The sequence below is a fragment of the Streptomyces aureocirculatus genome (assembly GCF_000720475.1).
Classification (GTDB): Bacteria; Actinomycetota; Actinomycetes; order Streptomycetales; family Streptomycetaceae; genus Streptomyces; species Streptomyces aureocirculatus.
The window spans coordinates 99,030-118,147 of the sequence record NZ_JOAP01000028.1; the positions used below are offsets into that span (position 1 = coordinate 99,030).

Here is a 19,118-nt window from a genome sequence, read left to right on the forward strand (position 1 = left end):
GCCCCGGGTTCGTGGGGGTTGCTGTCCGCCCGCCGCCCCGGGTTCGTGGGGGTTGCTGTCCGCCCGCCGCCCCGGGTTCGTGGGGGTTGCTCACCGCCCGCCGCCCGGGTCCGTGGGGGTTGCTCGCGCAGTTCCCCGCGCCCCTGAAGGGGCGCTCCGCGCGCCCGCCGAAAACCGCGTGACGCCCCTTCCGCCCCCGCGTACCGTTGTGTACGCGGGGGCGGCTCCCGTCGTGTGCTTCCTTCTTCCTTCTTCTGCGAAAAGATCCGTAGCGCACGCACTCTCCGCCCCCGCTTTTCCGCTCCGGGGACTCCATGGGGTTCCAGGAGCCAGGGGAGGGGGGCGAGCGACCGATGAGTGCCGACGACCTCGCCGCGCTGCTGCTGCGGCGCCGGCAGAGTGTGCAGGTTCCGGGAGCCGACGCGGGCTCACGGGGCGCGGGGACCGCCGACGCGCGGGCCGCCGTCGTCGTCCTCGAAGCGGAACTCGCCGACCGTGGCCATCTGCTGACCGTCCCGCTGCGGCGCGCGCTCACGGGTCTGCCCGCCGCCGAGCTCGCCGCCACGGGGATGCGGCTGCTCGCCGACGTCGACGCCCTGATGGGCTCCGACCGCACGCACGCGCCGCTGTTCGGGCGTTTCCCCGACGTCATCCCCTACCAGCACGCCCGCGACCGCTTCACCACCGTCGTCCTCGACCACCTCGCGTCCCAGCCGCACCAGCCCTGCATGGCCTGCGGCCTGCCCGGGCGCCGCGTCCGGGCGCTCACTCCGTGCGCGCACCTGATCTGCGAGGGCTGCGTGGCGGCCTTCGAGGGCTGCTGTGAGCTGTGCTGCGGCTGGTACGAGTGCCCGGTCTGCGACAGCAGGTACGAGACCGCGGGGCCGACCGACCCGTGGATCGACCCGGCGACCGGCCGCCTCGCCGCTTCCGCGCCCGGTGCCGGCGGGAACGTGCTGCGTGCGCTCGGCCTGGGCGCGCCCGACGACGCCAAGGCCGAACTCGCCGCGCTCCTCGCCCGCCGTACACCGCTGAACCCGCAGGACCACGACGACCTCGTGCTGCTGCTCGGCCGTGTCCACCGGCAGGCCGACGCCGCCGACTGGCTTCCGCGCGAGATACCGCTGCGCGAGAGCAAGGCCCTCGTGCTCGCCCCGCTCCTCGACGACCCGGCGACCCGGCCGCTCGTCGCCCGGTACGCCGACAGCGCGACGGACGTGCTGCGCCTGCTCGTCGTGCGCTCGGGCGGCGACCCCGACCTGCTGGACCCGCCGCGGCTGAGTTCGCTCTCCCGCCCGGTGCGGCGCGAACTGCTCGCGCTGCTCGGCTCGTTCGGCGTCCCGCGGCTGTGCGAGGACTTCGCGCGGCACCCCGCCGCCTGGAAGCGCGCCGGGGAGGTCCTGCACCCCTTCGAAGGAGTCACCAGGGCGGCGCGGTCCCGGCGGGACGGCGGCCACGCGCGCGTGGCCCTCGCCTTCGCCGTGCTGCGCGGCACCCGGCTCACCGACCCGGCGCTCACGGACGTCCTGCTCACCGAGGCCGCACACCACGACGCCATCCGCCTGGCCGGCGACCGGCTGCGGCACGTCGGACGGCAGAGCCGGGTCGAGGCCGCCCTCGCCGCCTGGGACACCACGGCCGCCGCCGCCCTGCTCCGCGACCGCCCCGGTGAACTGCTGCGCCGCCTCGACGTGTTGCTGGCCCGCTCGGGCGAGACCATGGTGCCCGCCGCGATCGCCGAGGCCCTTGCCCACGCTCTGCCGCAGGCGGGCGTGGGGCCGCTGCTCGGAGCGTTCGGCCGGATGAAGGTCCGCGCGGAGCCCGGCGGTCGACGCGTCTTCTTCCCCCGCGGCCGCGTGACCAAGGCCTTCGCCGTCGACGACATCCGTCCACCGCTGCCGCCGCGGGTGGCGTCCCGCGTGGCCGAACTCATCGAGGCGGAGGCGGTGCGGAGGCTTGCTCGGGGTGTTGATGCCGGTGCCGGTGCCGGTGCCGGTGCCGAAGCCGGTGCTGGTGAGCGGGGGCGGGCCGGTGGGCGTGTCCACAAGGGTGATCGGGACGGTGGCTCGGAAGGCGATGTCACCGGGAGTGGGCGTCAGGAGCACGGCGGCGACGGTGACGGTGACGGTGATGGCGGGCAGCCCGACAGCGCCGCCGCCGAGAAGGCGGAGCGGACCCGCCGCCGTCGCGTCGGCGGACGCGTCGGCGGTGCGGGCGCCGGTGCGCGGGACGACGACGGTACGGGGGCCGACGGGACCCGGGGCGGGGGCGCCGGCGCCGCCGGGCCGTACGGCGTCGCGGTGATCGACGCCGGACTGCGGGACCTGCCGGTGCCGTTCGCCGAGCGGGCCTCCGCAGCGGCGCTCGTCTCCGTGCCGCGCGGCAGTTCGCTGCCGATGCCGGGGGACAGCGAGCGCGTACGTCTGTTCCTGCACTGGATGCAGCCCAAGGGCGTGCGGGTCGACCTCGACCTGTCCGTCGCGCTCTACGACGACGCGTGGCGGTTCGTCGGTCTGTGCGACTACACCCAGCTCGAGTACGCGGGGGGCGCCGCCCTGCACTCCGGGGACCTGACCGCGGCGCCCGCCCCGCACGGCGCCACCGAGTACCTGGACCTGGACCTGCCCCGGCTCGCCAAGGCAGGCGTGCGCTACGTCGTACCCGCCGTCCTGTCGTACAACGACGTGCCCTTCGACCAACTGCCCGACGCCTTCGCCGGGTTCATGGCCGTGGACGGGACGAGCAGGCGCCCCGCGGCCTTCGACCCGCGCGCCGTCCGGCAGCGCTTCGACCTCGCGGGGGACGCCGCACTGCGCGTACCGATGATCGTGGACCTGCGCTCGCGCCGCGCCTGGTGGGCCGACCTCACGCTCGCCACGGGCGAGGGCACGCACGACGTCTGGCGCTACCGCGCGGTCCTCGGCCGGGCAGGGCACGACCTGGTCGACACCTTCGAGCCCGGCGGGCGTGCCACGCTCTGGGACCTGGCGTGCTGGACGGCGGCGGCCCGCACCGACGGCGACGTCCTGGTGCGCGGGCGCGGCCACGTCCTGTGGGGCTATCGGCGCGAACCCGGTGAGCCCCGCGCCGACTTCGCCGTCCGCATCCGCGACGCCTGGGACCCCGACGTGCTGTGCGCGGAGCCGGACCTCGCGGGCAGGCGGGCCTTCGTGGCGCTGGTGCAGGGGGAGTTGGCCGGCGCGGAACACGTGACGTCGGGCCTGGCGTACCGCCTGTTCCCGGGCCCTGTGGACGCGGCGCCGCTGGAGCGCGTGACGGCTTCGGACCTGGCGGGACTGCTCGTACCTGGCCCGTGACCGCCTGGACCGGGCCCGGGCGGTTCGTACCGTGCCCGGGACCGTCTGGACCGTGCCCGGGACCGTCTGGACCGTGCCCGGGACCGCTCGTACCGGGTCTCCCGGGCCCGTGATCTGGACAGGGTGTCTCGGCTCGCGGACCGGCCACTCGACGCCTCGTCCATTGTTCCCGCGGGGCCGCCGGGGCATCCTGCCCAGGTGCCAGCCAACCGAGCCCCCTTCCGCCCCGCTCGCCGGACCCTCCTTCGCGCCCTGGGCGGAGCCGCCGCACTCGGCGGCCTCGCGGGCTGCGGGGTGCCCGCCGCCTATGTGAAGCCGGGCGACCGCGCGGCGGACGACCGCTCCGCCCGCGACAAACGGCTCGTCTTCGCCAACTGGCCGCTGTACATCGACACCGACGACAGGAACAAGTCGCGGCGGCCCACGCTCGACGCCTTCGAGAAGCGCACCGGCATCGACGTGCGCTACACGGAGGAGATCAACGACAACGACGAGTTCTTCGGCAAGATCAGCCCGTCCCTGATGAACCACCAGGAGACGGGCCGCGACCTCATCGTCATCAGCGACTGGATGTGCGCCCGCTTCGTCCGGCTCGGCTGGGTGCAGGAGATGGACCGCGCCCGCCAGCCCAACGTCGCCAAGTACCTCGACCCGTTGCTGCGCTCGCCCGGCTTCGACCGTGGCCGCGCCTTCACCGTCCCGTGGCAGTCGGGCATCACCGGCATCGCGTACAACAAGAAGCGCCTCGGCCGCGAGATCCGGCAGGTGTCGGAGCTGTGGGCGGACGACCTCAAGGGGCGCGTCACCCTGCTCTCCGGCCTCGACGAGGCGTTCGCGCTGCTCATGCAGGGCGACGGCGTCGACATCACCCGGTGGAAGGACGACGACTTCCACCGTATGTGCGACCGGATCGAGAAGCTGGTCGACGGCCACCACATCCGCCGCTTCACTGGTAACGACTACATCAAGGACCTGGCCGCGGGCGACGTCCTCGCCTGCCAGGCCTACAGCGGCGACGTCATCCAGCTCAAGGCCGACGACCCGGACATCGAGTTCGTCGTCCCCGAGGAGGGCGCGGAACTGTGGGCCGAGTCCCTGATGATCCCCAACCTCGCCCGCCACAAGGCCAACGCGGAGCGCCTCGTCGACCACTACTACCGCCCCGAGGTGGCCGCGGAGCTGGCCGCCTGGGTCAACTACGTGTGCCCGGTGCCCGCGGCCCGCGACATCCTCGGCTCGTCCAAGGACAAGGAACTCGTGGCGCTCGCCGAGGAGCCGTTGATCTTCCCCGACGGCGGGATGCGCGGACGACTCGCGATCGCGAGGGACATCACGTCCAAGGAGCGCACGGAGTTCGCGAAGCGCTGGAACTCCATCGTCGGGCTGTAGCAGGCTCGGCGGCATGATCGAGAACGCTCGTCCGCAACCGGCGTGTACGGAGACCCGCGCGGGGGCGTGTACGGAGACTCGCGCCGGGGCGTGCGCCGAGGTCCGCGCCAAGGCGTGTACGGAGGTCCGCGCCAAGGCGCGTACGGAGACCCGCGCCAAGGCGCGTACGGCGTCCCGCCTCGGGGCGCGCGACCGGAGTCACGCCGTGGACGCCCCGGCCACCGCGTCCCACGCCGCCATCGCCCGGTCCACCGTCCGGTCCAGGCACGCGCTGCTCGCCCCGTCGCGGGCCTGTACCGACATGCCCTGGATGACGGTGGTGTAGAAGACCGCCATCGCCTCCGTGTCGGTACCGGCGGGGAGTTCGCCCTCGCGGACGGCCCGCTCCAGGCGGCGGGCCATCATCTCGGTGCCCGCCCGCCGCCGCGTCGCGAGGTGGTCCCGTACGGGGGCGTTCGCGGTGGAGCAGTTGGTCGCGGCAAGGACGATCATGCAGCCGCTCGGCCCGCCCTCCTGGGCGTCCGCGCGGGCGTTGTGGCGCAGCACCGACTCCACCGCGTCCTTGGCGGAGGGGAGTTCGGTGAGCGCGCGGGTCATCGGTGCGCCCTCCGTCGCGTTGTAGAGCTCCACGGCCTCCTTGAACAGGGCCTCCTTGGAGCCGAACGCCGCGTACAGGCTGGGCGACGCGATGCCCATGGCGGAGGTGAGGTCCATCATCGACGTGGCCTCGTACCCCTGCTTCCAGAACACCTCCATGGCCCGGCGCAGCGCCGTGTCCCGGTCGAACGCCCTCGGCCGTCCGCGTCCCGCCACGCTCCTCGCCTCCTTTTTCTGTATCGACTGACAAATATAGGCCTTGACGTGGCGGTACGCCCGTGTGAGAGTTTCTGTGTCGATCAGCACAGAAATCGACGCGAGATCAGTGGGAAGTCACGTACTTCGAAGTCACGTACTTCGAAGTCACGTACTTCGAAGTCACGTACGGAGAGATGTGGGGCTGGGGATGACGGACGTCGTGGGCAAGGTCGCGCTGGTGACGGGCGGCAGCAGGGGCATCGGCGCGGCGATCGTGCGGCGCCTGGCGCGGGACGGGGCGGACGTGGCGTTCACCTATGTGAGCCCGGCGGGGAAGGCGAAGGCCGAGGAAGTCGTCGCCGATGTGGAGGCGCAGGGCCGCCGGGCGCTCGCCGTCCAGGCGGACGCGGAGGACCCGGAAGCGGTGCGCGCCGCCGTGGACCGGGCGGCCGCCGAGCTCGGCCGCCTCGACATCCTGGTCAACAACGCGGGCGTGTGGTCGCACGGGCCCTTCGAGGAGGTCACGCAGGCGGAGCTGGACCGCGTCCTCGCCATCCACGTCCGGGCCGCGTTCGTCGGCGCCCAGGCCGCGTCGGCGCACCTGCCGGAGGGCGGGCGCATCGTGAGCATCGGCAGCAACCTCGGACTGCGGGCGCCGTTCCCCGGCATCGTCCTGTACTCGATGAGCAAGTCGGCCCTCAGCGGCTTCACCAAGGCCCTGGCCCGCGAGCTGGGCCCGCGCGGCATCACCGTCAACGTCGTGCACCCCGGCTCGACGGACACGGACATGAACCCGGCCGACGGCGAGGCCGCCGACCACCAGCGCGGCCTGACCGCCCTCGGCCGGTATTCGCACGCCGACGACATCGCCGCGACGGTGGCCCACCTGGTGGGTCCTGGCGGGGGGACCATCACGGGCGCGGAGTTCACGGTGGACAGCGGGTCGAACGCGTAGGGCCCGTGCCGCGGTCGTGCGAGGGGCGGCCTCAGCGTCTGGGTGCCGCCTCAGCGTTTGAGTGCCGCCTCAGCGTCTGGGTGCCGCCTCAGCGTTTGAGTGCCGCCTCAGCGTCTGAGTGCCGCATCAGCCTTTGAGCGCCGCCTCTACGATGCGCTTCGTCACAGGGCTCTGGTTCTGGCTCTTGGCGTCGGTGGAGTTCACCGAGTAGACGAGGACCGTGTCCAGGTTCCGGGTGGCGGCCACGATGGAGGTGTAGCCGTAGCGGCTGCCCGTCTTCACCCAGAGCACCCGCCCATCGGGGGCGCGGTACCGCATGAACCCCGCGCTCATGTCCGCGCCCTCGATGCCGGACGGCACCGTGAACATCTCCCTGAGCTGTGGCTTCGGCACGATTCTGCCACTGAACAGACGGATGGTCAGCCGCTCCAGGTCGGCCGTCGTGGAGATCATGTCGCCCGCCGCGAAACGGTCCCGGTGGTTCCAGTCCGTGACGTCGACAAGCCGCGTCCCGCCACCGCCCGGCTTCGGTACGGCCTGGTACCCGCGGTGGTGCGGGCCGTGGATGAACGGGTCGGTGCCGGGGAAGGAGGTGTGCCGCATGCCGGCGGGACGCAGGGCACGGCGGGCGGCCTCGCTCTCGTACGTACGCCCCGTCACCTTCTCGATGAGCAGCCCGAGGAAGGTGTAGTTGATGTTCAGGTACTCCTGCCGGGTCCCCGGGGCGCGCGCGGGTCCCTTGGCCACGGACGAGGCGGCGACCTCCTGCGGTGTGAGCGTGTCGAAGCGGTGCGCGTACAGCTCCGCGAAGTTCTCGCCGAGGGAGCGGCCCGGCTGCAGACCGCTGGAGTGATTGAGCAACTCGCGTACGGAGATGGGCTTGCGGAAGGCGTCGGCGTTCGGGGCGAAGAGGTCGGGCAGATAGCGCTGGACGGGCGCGTCCAGGTCGACCTTTCCCTCGGCGGCGAGTTGCAGCACGACCGCCGCAGTGACCACCTTCGTGGTGGATCCCGCGCGGAAGCGGGCGTCGGGGTCCGCCTTGCGCCCCGTCACCACGTCGCGCACGCCCGAACTTCCGCGCCAGATCCCGTTCTTGCCGCCCACGCGGACCAGGGCGGCGGTCGCGTCGGCGTCGGGCAGCCCGGCGATCGCCGCCCGCAGGGCCTTGGCGTCGGGGCGGGATCCGGTGGCATCGGCCACGGCGGCGGTGCCGGTGCCGGTGCCGGGGGAGTCGGCGAGGGCGGGTACCGTCGCCGTGGCCGTGAGGCCGAGGGTGAGCGCGGTGGCGACGGCGGCGGGGAGTCCTGCGCGGACAGGCATGGGCTGCTCCAGGGTGGGGTGACCGGGGTACCGGGGTTCGGTTTCCATCCTGGGCGGCGGGTGTCGTACGGCGGATCGTCACTGGGGAGGGGGCGGGCCCTGACGCTGTCCCGGGGGCAACGGCCTTGGAATTCAGGGTAGTTGCGGGGATGGGCCCTAGGGGGCGCCGGGGGTTATCGGAGCTGTCGGGGGCCCGGGAGCTGTCGGGGTTCCCGGGAGCTACGGGCCTCCCGGGGGACGCGGGGTTCCCGTGGGCCCCGCGACAGTTCGGCCGTGAGGACGTCGAGACGGTTGGTCGTGATCGAGTCCACGCCGTGGGCGAGGAGCCTGCGCATGGTGCGCCGGGTGTCGGCGGTCCACGCGGAGATCAGCAGGCCTTCGGCGTGCACCCGGTCGACGAGTTCCCGGCCGACCAGGCCGAAGCGGTAGTTGAGCCAGCGCGGGGCGATCGCGGCGAGCAGGGCGGGCCGGGGCGGGGCGAGGGTCTGCCACGTCAGGGCGATCTCGGCGTCCGGGTCCGCGGCGCGGAGCGCGAGCATCGCGTCGGGGCCCGCGCAGTAGTACGCGCGGTCGGTGGCCCCGCAGTCGGCGACGACCCCGACGACGGTACGTGCCGTCTCGGGTGTCGCGTCCGGCAGGTCCACGAGGACGCGGTGCCCCGCCGTCTCCCTGAGGGCCTCTTCGAGCGTGGGCACCCCGCCGCCGGTGAGCCCGCGCACCTCGTCCGCGGACAGCGAGGCCAGCGGTCGCTGGTGCTCCCAGAGCCGGTCCAGGCTCGCGTCGTGCAGCAATACGGGGACGCCGTCCCGGGTCAGCCGGACATCGATCTCCACCGCGTCCGCACCCAGTTCGAGCGCCGCGCGCAGGGAGGGGAGGGTGTTCTCGCGGAGGCGGTAGGGGTCGCCTCGGTGGGCCACGGCAGTCACGGTGCGCATGGGGTCATTGTGGCCGGTCGCGGCGGTGGCGGTGCGCCCCCGTGGGTGGCGGGGACGGCCCGGTGGGGCCGGGGGCGGTCGGCCGGGTGCTGCGCCGTCGGCGCTGAGCTTCGGACCATCGCGCTGGCGCGCTCGTCCTCAAACGCCGGACGGGCTTGAATTCGTGCCGTCGGTGTTGAGGTGCAGACCGTTGCGCTGGCGCGCTCGTCCTCGAACGCCGGACGGGCTTGGATCGTGCTGTCGGCGTTGAGGCGCAGATCGTCGTGCTGGCGCGCTCGTCCTCAAGTGCCGGGCGGGCTTCAATTCGCGCTGTCGGCGCTGACCACCGCGCTGGCGCGCTCGTCCTCAAGCGCCGGACGGGCTTCAACTCGCGCCGTCGGCCTTGCGTGGGTCAGGAGGTCAGCCAGGTTTTCGTGTATGTGTCGATCTCCGCCGTGATGCGGTCCTTGCCCGCGCGGTCGAGGAAGGACGCCTCGACGGCGTTCTTCGCGAGGGCGGCGATGCCCTGCTCGTCCAGGCCGAGGAGGCGGGCGGCGACGGCGTACTCGGTGTTGAGGTCCGTGCCGAACATCGGCGGGTCGTCGGAGTTGACGGTGACGATGACGCCCGCGTCGGCGAACTGCTTGATCGGGTGCTCGTCGAGGGTGGTGACGGCGCGGGTCGCGATGTTCGAGGTCGGGCAGACCTCCAGGGGGATGCGGTGCTCGGCGAGGTGCGCGAGGAGCTTCGGGTCCTTGGCGGAGCTGGTGCCGTGCCCGATGCGCTCGGCGCGCAGATGCGTCAGGGCGTCCCATACCGTCTCGGGGCCCGTGGTCTCACCCGCGTGCGGCACCGAATGCAGGCCCGCGGCGATGGCCCGGTCGAAGTACGGCTTGAACTGCGGGCGCGGTACGCCGATCTCGGGGCCGCCGAGTCCGAAGGAGACCAGGCCTTCGGGGCGGACGCCGTCGGTGGTGGCGAGGCGCACGGTCTCCTCGGCCGCTTCGAGCCCGGCCTCGCCCGGGATGTCGAAGCACCAGCGCAGCACCACACCGAGCTCCGTCGCCGCGGCCTTGCGGGCGTCCTCGATGGCCGCCATGAAGGCGCGCTCCTCGATGCCGCGGCGGGTGGAGGAGTAGGGGGTGATGGTCAGCTCGGCGTAGCGGACGTTCTGCCGGGCCAGTTCGCGGGCCACCTCGAAGGTGAGGAGCTGGACGTCGTCCGGGGTGCGGATCAGGTCCACCACGGAGAGGTAGACCTGGATGAAGTGGGCGAAGTCCGTGAACGTGAAGTAGTCCGCGAGTGCCTCGATGTCCGTGGGGACCTTGGAGTCGGGGTGGCGGGCGGCGAGGGCGGAGACGATTCGAGGGGAGGCGGAGCCGACGTGGTGGACGTGGAGTTCGGCCTTGGGCAGGCCTGCGATGAAGGCCTGCGCCTGCGCGGCGGGCGGTGGCGGGTTGTCGGGCATGGGTTCCTCCCCGGGAACGCGGTGTGATCGGCTGATCGGTGACCCACCTGGGGGTCGGGGTCATCGTAGGACGCGGGGTTCTGGTCCCTGGGGTGACCCTGCCCCCGAGCAGGGAGGTACCCCCTCGCCCCTGGCGGACCAGTTGCCCACAGGGGGGCGGCGGCCTGCGCATGCAAGGGATCAGCTCAGGCGGGCTCTCGCTTCCATCAGGGCGAAGCCCAGCAAGTTCGAGCCCCGCCAGGTCTCCGGGTTCTCGATGGCGGGGTCGTCCGCGGCCAGGCCCACCCCCCAGACCGGGTCGAGGGGGCTTGCCTCCACCAGGAGGCGGTCGCCGGTGGCGGCGAGACAGGTGCGGAGTGCGTCGTCCGACGCGAACTTCAGGAGCGAACCCTCGACCACGACCTCGAACCGCTCCTGGGCCCAGACCGTCTCGTCGAAGTCCCGCACCAGGCGCCCCGCCCGCTTCGCCTCGGCGGGGGTGCGTGCCGCGAGCACCGCACGCTCGGCGTCCGTGTCGCCGAAGAGGCGGGCCTTCGCCGCCATCATCCAGTGCTCGGCCGTGGCGTAGGTGACGCCGTCGGACGTGAAGGGGGAGGGCCACCACTGGCTGAAACAGCTCGGGCCGAGCGAGCCGTCACGGCGCGGAGTGTGCCCCCAGAAATACAGCGGCTTCAGCCGCCGTCCCGCCTGCCGCGCGGAGAGCAGTGCCTCCACCGAGCGAATCTCCGCCGTGTCCGAAGCCGAAGAAGGCGCCTTGTCGTTCATGCACGCCACCCTGACACGCACCACTGACATTCCGTCCCTGCTTTTCCATGCCGACTCGACACCTGGTCGACAGATTCCGTCGCGTAACCAAATGGCAACTACGGAATCACTTGTTGGACTATCGGCCCTCTGCCAGGATCGGCACTCAAATCGATCTGGAACGACGCCGGTCCTCCCGGGACGGGGCGGTCGGCGGAGGAGAGCGTCATGCACACATTCCAGGCGCGGGACCGGTTCGCGGCCGGCGCCCAGCACATCGCGGGACGCCTCACCCCCGGCACGTCGGGCCGTACCCACGCGGTGGTCGACCCGGCCACGGGCGAAGAGGTCCTCACGTACGAGCTGGCGGGCCCCAAGGACGTGGACGCCGCCGTGGCAGCGGCCGCGCACGCCTACGGCAACTGGGCGGCGGCGAGCCCCGGCGAGCGCTCCGACGCCATGCACCGCTTCGCCGCCGAGCTCTCCGCACGCGCCGATGAGCTGGCGCGGGCCGAGTCCCTGCAGTGCGGCAAGCCGATCAAGCTGAGCCGCGAGTTCGATGTGCCGGGGACCATCGACAACACCGCCTTCTTCGCGGGCGCGGCCCGGCACCTCCAGGGCCAGTCGGCGGGCGAGTACGACGGCGGCGACCACACCTCGTACATCCGCAGGGAACCGATCGGCGTCGTCGGCTCCATCGCGCCCTGGAACTACCCCCTCCAGATGGCCGCCTGGAAAGTCCTGCCTGCCATCGCCGCCGGCAACACCATCGTCCTGAAGCCCTCCGAGCTCACCCCCTTCACGTCCCTGCTCTTCGCCGAGGCCGCCACCGCCGCCGGGATCCCCGACGGCGTCGTCAACGTCGTCACCGGGGCGGGCAGGGAAGCCGGTGAGCACCTCGTCGGGCACCCGGACGTCGTCATGACCTCCTTCACCGGGTCCACGGGGGTCGGCAAGCGCGTCGCCGAGATCGCCACCGCCACCGTCAAGCGGCTCCACCTGGAGCTCGGCGGCAAGGCGCCCTTCGTGGTCTTCGACGACGCCGACCTGGAGTCCGCCGTGCACGGAGCGGTCGCCGGTGCGCTCATCAACAGCGGCCAGGACTGCACGGCCGCCACGCGCGCGTACGTGCAGCGGCCCCTGTACGACGCCTTCGTGGCGGGCGTCGCCGACCTGATGGCGACGGTGCGGCTCGGCGACCCCTTCGACCCGGCGACCGACCTCGGCCCGCTCATCTCGCACGCGCACCGTGACCGCGTCGCCGGCTTCGTCGACCGGGCCCGCGGCTACGCGCGCGTGGTCACCGGCGGCCGGGCGCCCGAGGGCCCCGGCGCGTACTACGAGCCCACGCTCATCGCGGGCGCCGCCCAGGACAGCGAGGTGGTGCGGGCGGAGATCTTCGGCCCGGTACTCGTGGTGCTGCCCTTCGACTCCGACGAGGACGGCATCCGGCTCGCCAACGACACCCCCTACGGCCTCGCCGCCTCGGCGTGGACGCGGGACGTCTTCCGCGCGAACCGCGCGACCCGCGAGATCAAGGCGGGCTGTGTGTGGGTCAACGACCACATCCCGATCCTCAGCGAGATGCCGCACGGCGGATACAAGGCGTCCGGCTACGGCAAGGACATGTCCGCCTACTCCTTCGAGGAGTACACGCAGATCAAGCACGTCATGTTCGACAACACCGCGGTGGCCAGGAAGGACTGGCACCGCACCGTCTTCGGGGACCGTTAGTCGGCCGATCGGCCGCGGAAGCGGACGCCGCGCGACCGGCGGCGCCCGCCCGCTCACCCTCCCGGAAGGGCAACCACGCGCATGGAGAGTCACGACCCAGACAGCCTGTACCCGGCCCGGGCGGCCGCCGTGCACCGGGGCCCGGGCGGCGGCCGCGCCGCGCCCGGCCGCCGTTCGGTGCTGCGTGCCGCGGGCGGCGGTCTGCTCGCAGCGGGCGGACTCGGGGCGCTGAGCGCCTGCGGAATCCCCGCCGCCGGAAAGGGCGAGGGCGGCATCGCCGCCGACGACCGCTCCGCCAAGGAGAAGCGCGTCAACTTCTCCAACTGGACCGAGTACATGGACGTCGACAAGAAGAAACGGCGCCCCACCCTCGACGCGTTCACCGAGCGCACCGGCATCGAGGTCAAGTACACCGAGGACATCAACGACAACAACGAGTTCTTCGGGAAGATCAAACCGCAGCTCGCCGCGGGCCAGGACACAGGGCGCGACCTGATCTGCGTCACCGACTGGCTCGCCGCCCGCCTCATCCGCTTCGGCTGGGTGCAGAAACTGGACCCCGCCCAACTGCCGCACGCCTACGCCAACCTGTCCGCGCAGTTCCGCTCCCCGGACTGGGACCCGGGGCGCGCCTACTCCTACCCCTGGACCGGTATCTCCGCGGTCATCGCCTACAACAAGAAGGCGACCGGCGGGGAGAAGATCACGTCGGTGTCGCAGCTCCTCGACGAGCCCGAGCTGAAGGGGCGCGTCGGTTTCCTCTCCGAGATGCGCGACACCATGGGGATGGTCCTGCTCGACCTCGGCAAGGACCCGGCGAAGTTCACCGACGACGACTTCGACGCGGCCGTCGCCCGACTGCAGAAAGCCGTCGACAAGAAGCAGATACGGCGTTTCACCGGCAACGACTACACCGCCGACCTCGACAAGGGCGACCTCGCCGCGTGCGTGGCCTGGGCCGGTGACGTCGTCCAGCTCAAGCTCGCCAACCCCGACATCGAGTTCGTCATCCCGGAGAGCGGCTACATCACCTCCACGGACAACCTCCTGATCCCCAACAAGGCGCGCCACAAGCGCAACGCCGAGCGGCTCATCGACTACTACTACGAGCCGGAGCCCGCCGCCCGCCTCGCCGCGTACATCAACTACGTGTGCCCCGTGGACGGCGTCCGCGGCGAGCTGGCGAAGCTCGATCCCGAGGCCGCCGCGAACCCGCTGATCCTGCCCGACAAGGCCATGGCCGCGCGGTCGCACGCGTTCCGTTCCCTCACCCCCGAGGAAGAGGCCGCGTACGAGCGCAAGTTCGCCAGGCTGACCGGCTCCTGAGCGGGCCTTGCCCCTCGCCGTTCCCGCCGTCCCGTCCGCCACCACTTCTGGGAAGAACCTATGACCGACACCAACGGCGACGTCCGCCTGACCGGGATCAGCAAGACCTACGGCTCCTTCACGGCCGTGCACCCGCTCGATCTCACCGTGCCCCAGGGCTCGTTCTTCGCGCTGCTCGGCGCCTCCGGATGCGGCAAGACCACCACGCTGCGCATGATCGCGGGCCTGGAGGAGCCGAGCGCCGGCACCGTCCGCCTCGGCGAGCAGGACGTCACCGCGCTGCCGCCGTACAAGCGGCCCGTGAACACGGTCTTCCAGTCGTACGCGCTCTTCCCGCACCTCGACATCTTCGAGAACGTCGCCTTCGGTCTGCGCCGGCGCGGCATCAAGTCGGTGAAGAAGCAGGTCGGCGAGATGCTCGACCTCGTACAGCTCGGCGAGCAGGCCAGGAAGAAGCCGCACCAGCTCTCCGGCGGCCAGCAGCAGCGCGTCGCCGTCGCCCGCGCCCTCATCAACCACCCCGAGGTGCTGCTCCTCGACGAGCCCCTCGGTGCCCTCGACCTCAAGCTGCGCCGCCAGATGCAACTCGAACTCAAGCGCATCCAGACCGAGGTCGGCATCACCTTCGTACACGTCACGCACGACCAGGAGGAGGCCATGACGATGGCCGACACCGTCGCCGTGATGAACGGCGGCCGCGTCGAGCAGCAGGGCGCGCCCGCCGACCTGTACGAGAACCCGCGCACCACCTTCGTCGCCAACTTCCTCGGCACCTCCAACTTCATCGAGGCCGAGGTGGCCGCGGTGAGCGGCGAGGACGTGGTCCTGAAGGCGGGCGGCGGGAAGCTGACGCTGCCCAGGGCGCGCTGTACGGCGCCCGCCACCACCGGCGGCACCGTCCTGGCCGGCGTACGCCCGGAGAAGATCTCGCTCACGCACGCCGACGACGCGGGCGCGATCCCCGACGGCCGTAACCGCATCACCGGCCGCATCACCGACTCCAGCTTCATCGGCGTCTCCACCCAGTACGTCGTCGAAAGCCCGGTCTGCGACGCGTTCGAGGTGTACGCGCAGAACATCGAGCGTGACTCCCGGCTCGCCCCGGGCGCCGACGTCGTCCTGCACTGGAACCCCGCGCACACCTTCGGCCTCGACGCCGACCAGGATGCCGCTGCGGGCGTCGAGAAGGTCGAGGAGGACGCGTGACCGTATCCGGCAAGGCACCGGCCCCCGCCGACGAGGCGGCGCCGCCCGCCGCCAAGCCTCCGAGGCGCGGCCGTCTCGTCCCCTACTGGCTGCTGCTTCCCGGCATCCTCTGGCTGCTGGTGTTCTTCGCGCTGCCGCTCGTCTACCAGGCGTCGACGTCCGTGCAGACCGGATCCCTCGAAGAGGGCTACAAGGTCACCTGGCACTTCGCCACCTACTGGGACGCGCTCGGCGACTACTGGCCGCAGTTCCTGCGCTCGGTCCTGTACGCGGGCGCCGCCACCGTCCTGTGTCTGCTGCTCGGCTATCCGCTGGCCTATCTGATCGCGTTCCGCGCGGGCCGCTGGCGCAATCTGATCCTCGTCCTCGTCATCGCGCCGTTCTTCACCAGCTTCCTCATCCGGACCCTCGCGTGGAAGACGATCCTCGCCGACGGCGGCCCGGTCGTCGGCGCCCTGAACAGCCTGCACATCCTGGATGTCACCAGTTGGCTCGGCGCCACCGAGGGGGACCGGGTCCTCGCCACCCCGCTCGCGGTGGTCTGCGGTCTGACGTACAACTTCCTGCCGTTCATGATCCTGCCGCTCTACACCTCCCTGGAGCGCATCGACGGCAGGCTGCACGAGGCCGCGGGCGACCTGTACGCCCGTCCTTCCACCACCTTCCGCAAGGTGACGTTCCCGCTGTCCATGCCGGGCGTCGTCTCCGGCACCCTGCTCACGTTCATCCCGGCGGCGGGCGACTACGTCAACGCCGACCTGCTCGGCTCCACCGACACCCGCATGGTCGGCAACGTCATCCAGACGCAGTTCCTGCGCATCCTGGACTACCCGACGGCCGCCGCGCTCTCCTTCATCCTCATGGCCGCGATCCTGTTCATGGTGACCTTCTACATCCGCAAGTCGGGGACGGAGGATCTCGTCTGATGGCCGTCTTCTCGGCACTTTTCCGCTGGCTGCGCAGGAACCTCGTCGTGCTCGCCGGGCTCGGCACGCTCGGCTATCTCCTGCTTCCCAATGTCGTCGTCACGGTCTTCTCCTTCAACAAGCCGAAGGGCCGTTTCAACTACTCCTGGCAGGAGTTCTCGACGGACGCCTGGAAAGATCCCTGCGGTGTCGCCGACATGTGCGGATCGCTCTCGCTGAGCCTGCAGATCGCGTTCTGGGCGACGCTCGGCGCGACCGTGCTCGGCACGATGATCGCCTTCGCCCTGGTGCGCTACCGGTTCCGGGCGCGTGGCGCCGTGAACTCGCTGATCTTCCTGCCGATGGCGATGCCCGAGGTGGTCATGGCCGCCTCGCTGCTCACGCTCTTCCTCAACATGGGCGCACAGCTCGGCTTCTGGACCGTCCTGATAGCGCACATCATGTTCTGTCTGAGCTTCGTCGTGACAGCCGTGAAGGCACGTGTGATGTCCATGGACCCGCGTCTGGAACAGGCCGCCCAGGACCTCTACGCCGGACCCGTGCAGACCTTCTTGCGGGTCACCCTGCCGATCGCCGCGCCCGGTATCGCCGCGGGCGCGCTGCTCGCCTTCGCGCTCTCCTTCGACGACTTCATCATCACCAACTTCAACGCCGGTTCGACCGTGACATTCCCCATGTTCGTCTGGGGATCCGCGCAGCGGGGCACGCCCGTTCAGATCAATGTGATCGGTACGGCGATGTTCCTTATCGCGGTCCTGCTCGTGGTGACAGGAATGCTCGCCGGAAAGCGCCGCGCCAAGAAATCCCTTTGAGAAGCCATAGAACTGCAAGAACCCCAAAAACTCTGAAGGAGTTGGAAATCATGGCCCCTCGCGCCATGACCCACTGGGCCAAGTCTCTCGCCGAAGCCAAGCCGGTCCCCTACTGGCTGGACGACCCGAACAAGCCCGCGCCCGAACCCGCCCTCGTCGGCGACCAGTCCTGCGACCTGCTCGTCGTCGGCGGCGGCTACAGCGGCCTGTGGACCGCCCTCATCGCCAAGGAGCGCGACCCCGGCCGTGACGTCGTCCTCGTCGAGGGCCGTGAGATCGGCTGGGCCGCCTCCGGCCGCAACGGCGGCTTCTGCGCCGCATCCCTCACCCATGGCGTCCCCAACGGCCTCGCGCGCTGGCCGAAGGAGATCGCGAAGCTGGAGGAGCTCGGCGCCCGCAACCTCGACGAGATCGAGGCCGCCGTCGCCCGCTACGGCATCGACTGCGACTTCGAGCGCACCGGCGAGATCGACGTCGCCACCGAGCCGCACCAGCTCGCCGAACTCCACGAGATGTACGAGGAGATGGCCGCCCTCGGCCTCACCGGCACCGCCGAACTCCTCGACGAGGACGCCCTGCGCGCACAGGTGGACTCGCCGACGTTCCTCGGCGGCTTCCACGACCGCGACGGCGTCGCCATGCTGCACCCGGCGAAGCTCGCCTGGGGCCTCAAGCGTGTCTGCCGCGACCTCGGCGTACGCGTCCACGAGCACACCCCGGCCCTGGATCTCGCCTCGTCCGGCGCCGGAATGGCGGCCCGTACCCCCTACGGCAGGGTCTTCGCCCGCCAGGTCGCGCTCGGCACGAACGTCTTCCCGTCCCTGGTCAAGCGCGTGCGCCCGTACACGATCCCGGTGTACGACTACGCCCTGATGACCGAGCCCCTGACCGCGGACCAGATGGCCGCCATCGGCTGGCACAACCGCCAGGGGCTCGGTGACGCGGCCAACCAGTTCCACTACTTCCGGCTCTCGGCCGACAACCGCATCCTGTGGGGCGGCTATGACGCCGTCTATCCGTTCGGCGGCAAGGTGCGCGCCGAGTACGACCACCGCCCCGAGACCTTCGCGAAGCTCGCGGGCCACTTCTTCACCTGCTTCCCGCAGTTGGAGGGGGTGCGCTTCACGCACGCGTGGGGCGGCGCGATCGACACCTGCTCGCGGTTCTCGGCGTTCTTCGGCACGGCGTACGGGGACCGGGTCGCGTACGCGGCCGGGTACACGGGCCTCGGTGTCGGGGCCACGCGGTTCGGGGCCGATGTGATGCTCGACCTGCTCGCGGGGGAGCGCACCGAGCGCACGGACCTGGAGATGGTGCGCTCCAAGCCGCTGCCGTTCCCGCCGGAGCCGTTCGCCTGGGCCGGGGTGACCCTCACCAAGTGGGGCCTCGCGCGCGCCGACGAGAACGGCGGGCGGCGCAATGTGTGGCTGCGTGCGATGGACAAGATGGGACTCGGCTTCGACAGTTGACCCCGTAACGCGACGGCGCACGCCCTTCGTGCGCCGTGCCCCCTTCACTACCACTCGGTAGCCGAACCCGCGTAATGCCCGGCGCCCGGCGGCCTCTCTCCGGTGACACGCGTATCGCGAGTACACGAGAGGTAGGTCCTGCCATGACGGGCTCGGGTGCCAAAGGTGCCAAATCTGCGGTGGAGTGGCTGGTGTCGGTGGCACCGGATCCGGACGCCTGCCGCTGGGAGTGGGAGCGCAACCCCCTGGGCGTCGCGCTGCTCCCGGCGGGCAGGCTCTGGGACGTACTCATCCTGCCGGGTGATCTCGGCCACCCCACTCTGGACGTGCTGACCCACGTCGTGGACCGGCCAGGACCCGTGCTCGCCGACTTCGGCGACGCACGCCTCGGGTTCTTCGTGCCCGCCGGCACGGCCGCGCGCTGGGTGGGCACGGGGGTGCGCGGCGCGGGGCAGGGCACCTGGATCGTCGTGCCCTATCCCGGGCGGACCACCGGCGGGGTGCGGTGGCTGGTGCCGCCCGACGGCTCCGGCACGCTCGTCGACCCGGCGCTGCTCGAACTGGCGATGCACGAGGCGGCGGCGTTCCTGGTGCGCGAGACGGGCGGCACCGGGGCTGCCGACGACGGCGCGGAGTGAGGGCCCGCGGGGGCGGGGCGGTGCTCCTCGCCCGGACGGGCCGGTGTTGCCGGAAGCCTTGACAAGGTTATTGGTCTGGACCATCTTGAGCGCGTCCTGCTCGGC

General features: G+C 71.5%; 15 protein-coding genes. 10 read left to right on the top strand and 5 right to left on the bottom strand.

Annotated features, from left to right (window positions below; all coding sequences use genetic code 11):
• Positions 1–353 precede the first annotated feature (353 nt).
• Positions 354–3,317: a hypothetical protein gene (locus IG78_RS50645; RefSeq protein ID WP_037686158.1), complete on the top strand. Its 2,964-nt coding sequence runs from the start codon at positions 354–356 to the stop codon at positions 3,315–3,317.
• Positions 3,318–3,515: 198 nt separating this feature from the next.
• The gene (locus IG78_RS0125135) at positions 3,516–4,706 is read left to right on the top strand and encodes a polyamine ABC transporter substrate-binding protein (protein ID WP_030567009.1); all 1,191 of its coding nucleotides are present in this window, start codon (positions 3,516–3,518) and stop codon (positions 4,704–4,706) included.
• A 198-nt stretch (positions 4,707–4,904) separates the two neighbouring features.
• Here the strand turns inward: IG78_RS0125135 and IG78_RS0125140 are convergent, their stop codons facing one another.
• A complete protein-coding gene (locus IG78_RS0125140; protein WP_030567011.1) occupies positions 4,905–5,519 on the bottom strand; it encodes a TetR/AcrR family transcriptional regulator in 615 nt (204 codons plus the stop codon).
• Between the two features lie 190 nt (positions 5,520–5,709).
• Here IG78_RS0125140 and IG78_RS0125145 point away from each other — a divergent pair, with 190 nt between their 5' ends.
• Positions 5,710–6,456: an SDR family NAD(P)-dependent oxidoreductase gene (locus IG78_RS0125145; protein WP_030567013.1), complete on the top strand. Its 747-nt coding sequence runs from the start codon at positions 5,710–5,712 to the stop codon at positions 6,454–6,456.
• Between the two features lie 126 nt (positions 6,457–6,582).
• Here the strand turns inward: IG78_RS0125145 and IG78_RS0125150 are convergent, their stop codons facing one another.
• The 4 genes from IG78_RS0125150 to ybiA form a co-directional block, all read right to left on the bottom strand.
• Positions 6,583–7,776 (bottom strand): serine hydrolase domain-containing protein, encoded by a 1,194-nt coding sequence (locus IG78_RS0125150; RefSeq protein ID WP_030567015.1) that lies wholly within the window; start codon positions 7,774–7,776, stop codon positions 6,583–6,585.
• Positions 7,777–7,949: 173 nt separating this feature from the next.
• Complete coding sequence (locus IG78_RS0125155) at positions 7,950–8,711, bottom strand: glycerophosphodiester phosphodiesterase (protein WP_078965493.1); 762 nt, start codon at positions 8,709–8,711, stop codon at positions 7,950–7,952.
• A gap of 391 nt (positions 8,712–9,102) precedes the next feature.
• A complete protein-coding gene (locus IG78_RS0125160; RefSeq protein WP_030567018.1) occupies positions 9,103–10,158 on the bottom strand; it encodes an adenosine deaminase in 1,056 nt (351 codons plus the stop codon).
• A gap of 180 nt (positions 10,159–10,338) precedes the next feature.
• On the bottom strand, positions 10,339–10,923 hold the full coding sequence (gene ybiA, locus IG78_RS0125165) for a riboflavin biosynthesis intermediates N-glycosidase (RefSeq protein WP_051852949.1): 585 nt from the start codon (positions 10,921–10,923) through the stop codon (positions 10,339–10,341).
• A gap of 207 nt (positions 10,924–11,130) precedes the next feature.
• On the opposite strand from ybiA, the gene IG78_RS0125170 reads away from it, so the two are divergent.
• The 7 genes from IG78_RS0125170 (at position 11,131) to IG78_RS0125200 (ending at position 19,013) form a co-directional block, all read left to right on the top strand.
• Complete coding sequence (locus IG78_RS0125170) at positions 11,131–12,636, top strand: gamma-aminobutyraldehyde dehydrogenase (protein ID WP_030567022.1); 1,506 nt, start codon at positions 11,131–11,133, stop codon at positions 12,634–12,636.
• An 81-nt stretch (positions 12,637–12,717) separates the two neighbouring features.
• On the top strand, positions 12,718–13,962 hold the full coding sequence (locus tag IG78_RS0125175) for a polyamine ABC transporter substrate-binding protein (protein ID WP_030567024.1): 1,245 nt from the start codon (positions 12,718–12,720) through the stop codon (positions 13,960–13,962).
• Positions 13,963–14,022: 60 nt separating this feature from the next.
• Positions 14,023–15,168, top strand: a complete 1,146-nt coding sequence (locus tag IG78_RS0125180) for an ABC transporter ATP-binding protein (protein WP_030567026.1) — start codon at positions 14,023–14,025, stop codon at positions 15,166–15,168.
• The gene (locus IG78_RS0125185) at positions 15,165–16,094 is read left to right on the top strand and encodes an ABC transporter permease (protein WP_030567028.1); all 930 of its coding nucleotides are present in this window, start codon (positions 15,165–15,167) and stop codon (positions 16,092–16,094) included. The genes IG78_RS0125180 and IG78_RS0125185 overlap by 4 nt, the downstream gene beginning before the upstream one ends.
• Positions 16,094–16,906, top strand: a complete 813-nt coding sequence (locus IG78_RS0125190; RefSeq protein ID WP_030567029.1) for an ABC transporter permease — start codon at positions 16,094–16,096, stop codon at positions 16,904–16,906. The genes IG78_RS0125185 and IG78_RS0125190 overlap by 1 nt, the downstream gene beginning before the upstream one ends.
• Before the next feature lie 50 nt (positions 16,907–16,956).
• Positions 16,957–18,375 carry an NAD(P)/FAD-dependent oxidoreductase gene (locus IG78_RS0125195; protein WP_030567031.1) on the top strand — a complete coding sequence of 473 codons (1,419 nt, stop codon included), beginning with the start codon at positions 16,957–16,959 and terminating at the stop codon, positions 18,373–18,375.
• Positions 18,376–18,518: 143 nt separating this feature from the next.
• Positions 18,519–19,013 carry a hypothetical protein gene (locus tag IG78_RS0125200; RefSeq protein ID WP_030567033.1) on the top strand — a complete coding sequence of 165 codons (495 nt, stop codon included), beginning with the start codon at positions 18,519–18,521 and terminating at the stop codon, positions 19,011–19,013.
• The last annotated feature ends 105 nt before the right edge of the window (positions 19,014–19,118 follow it).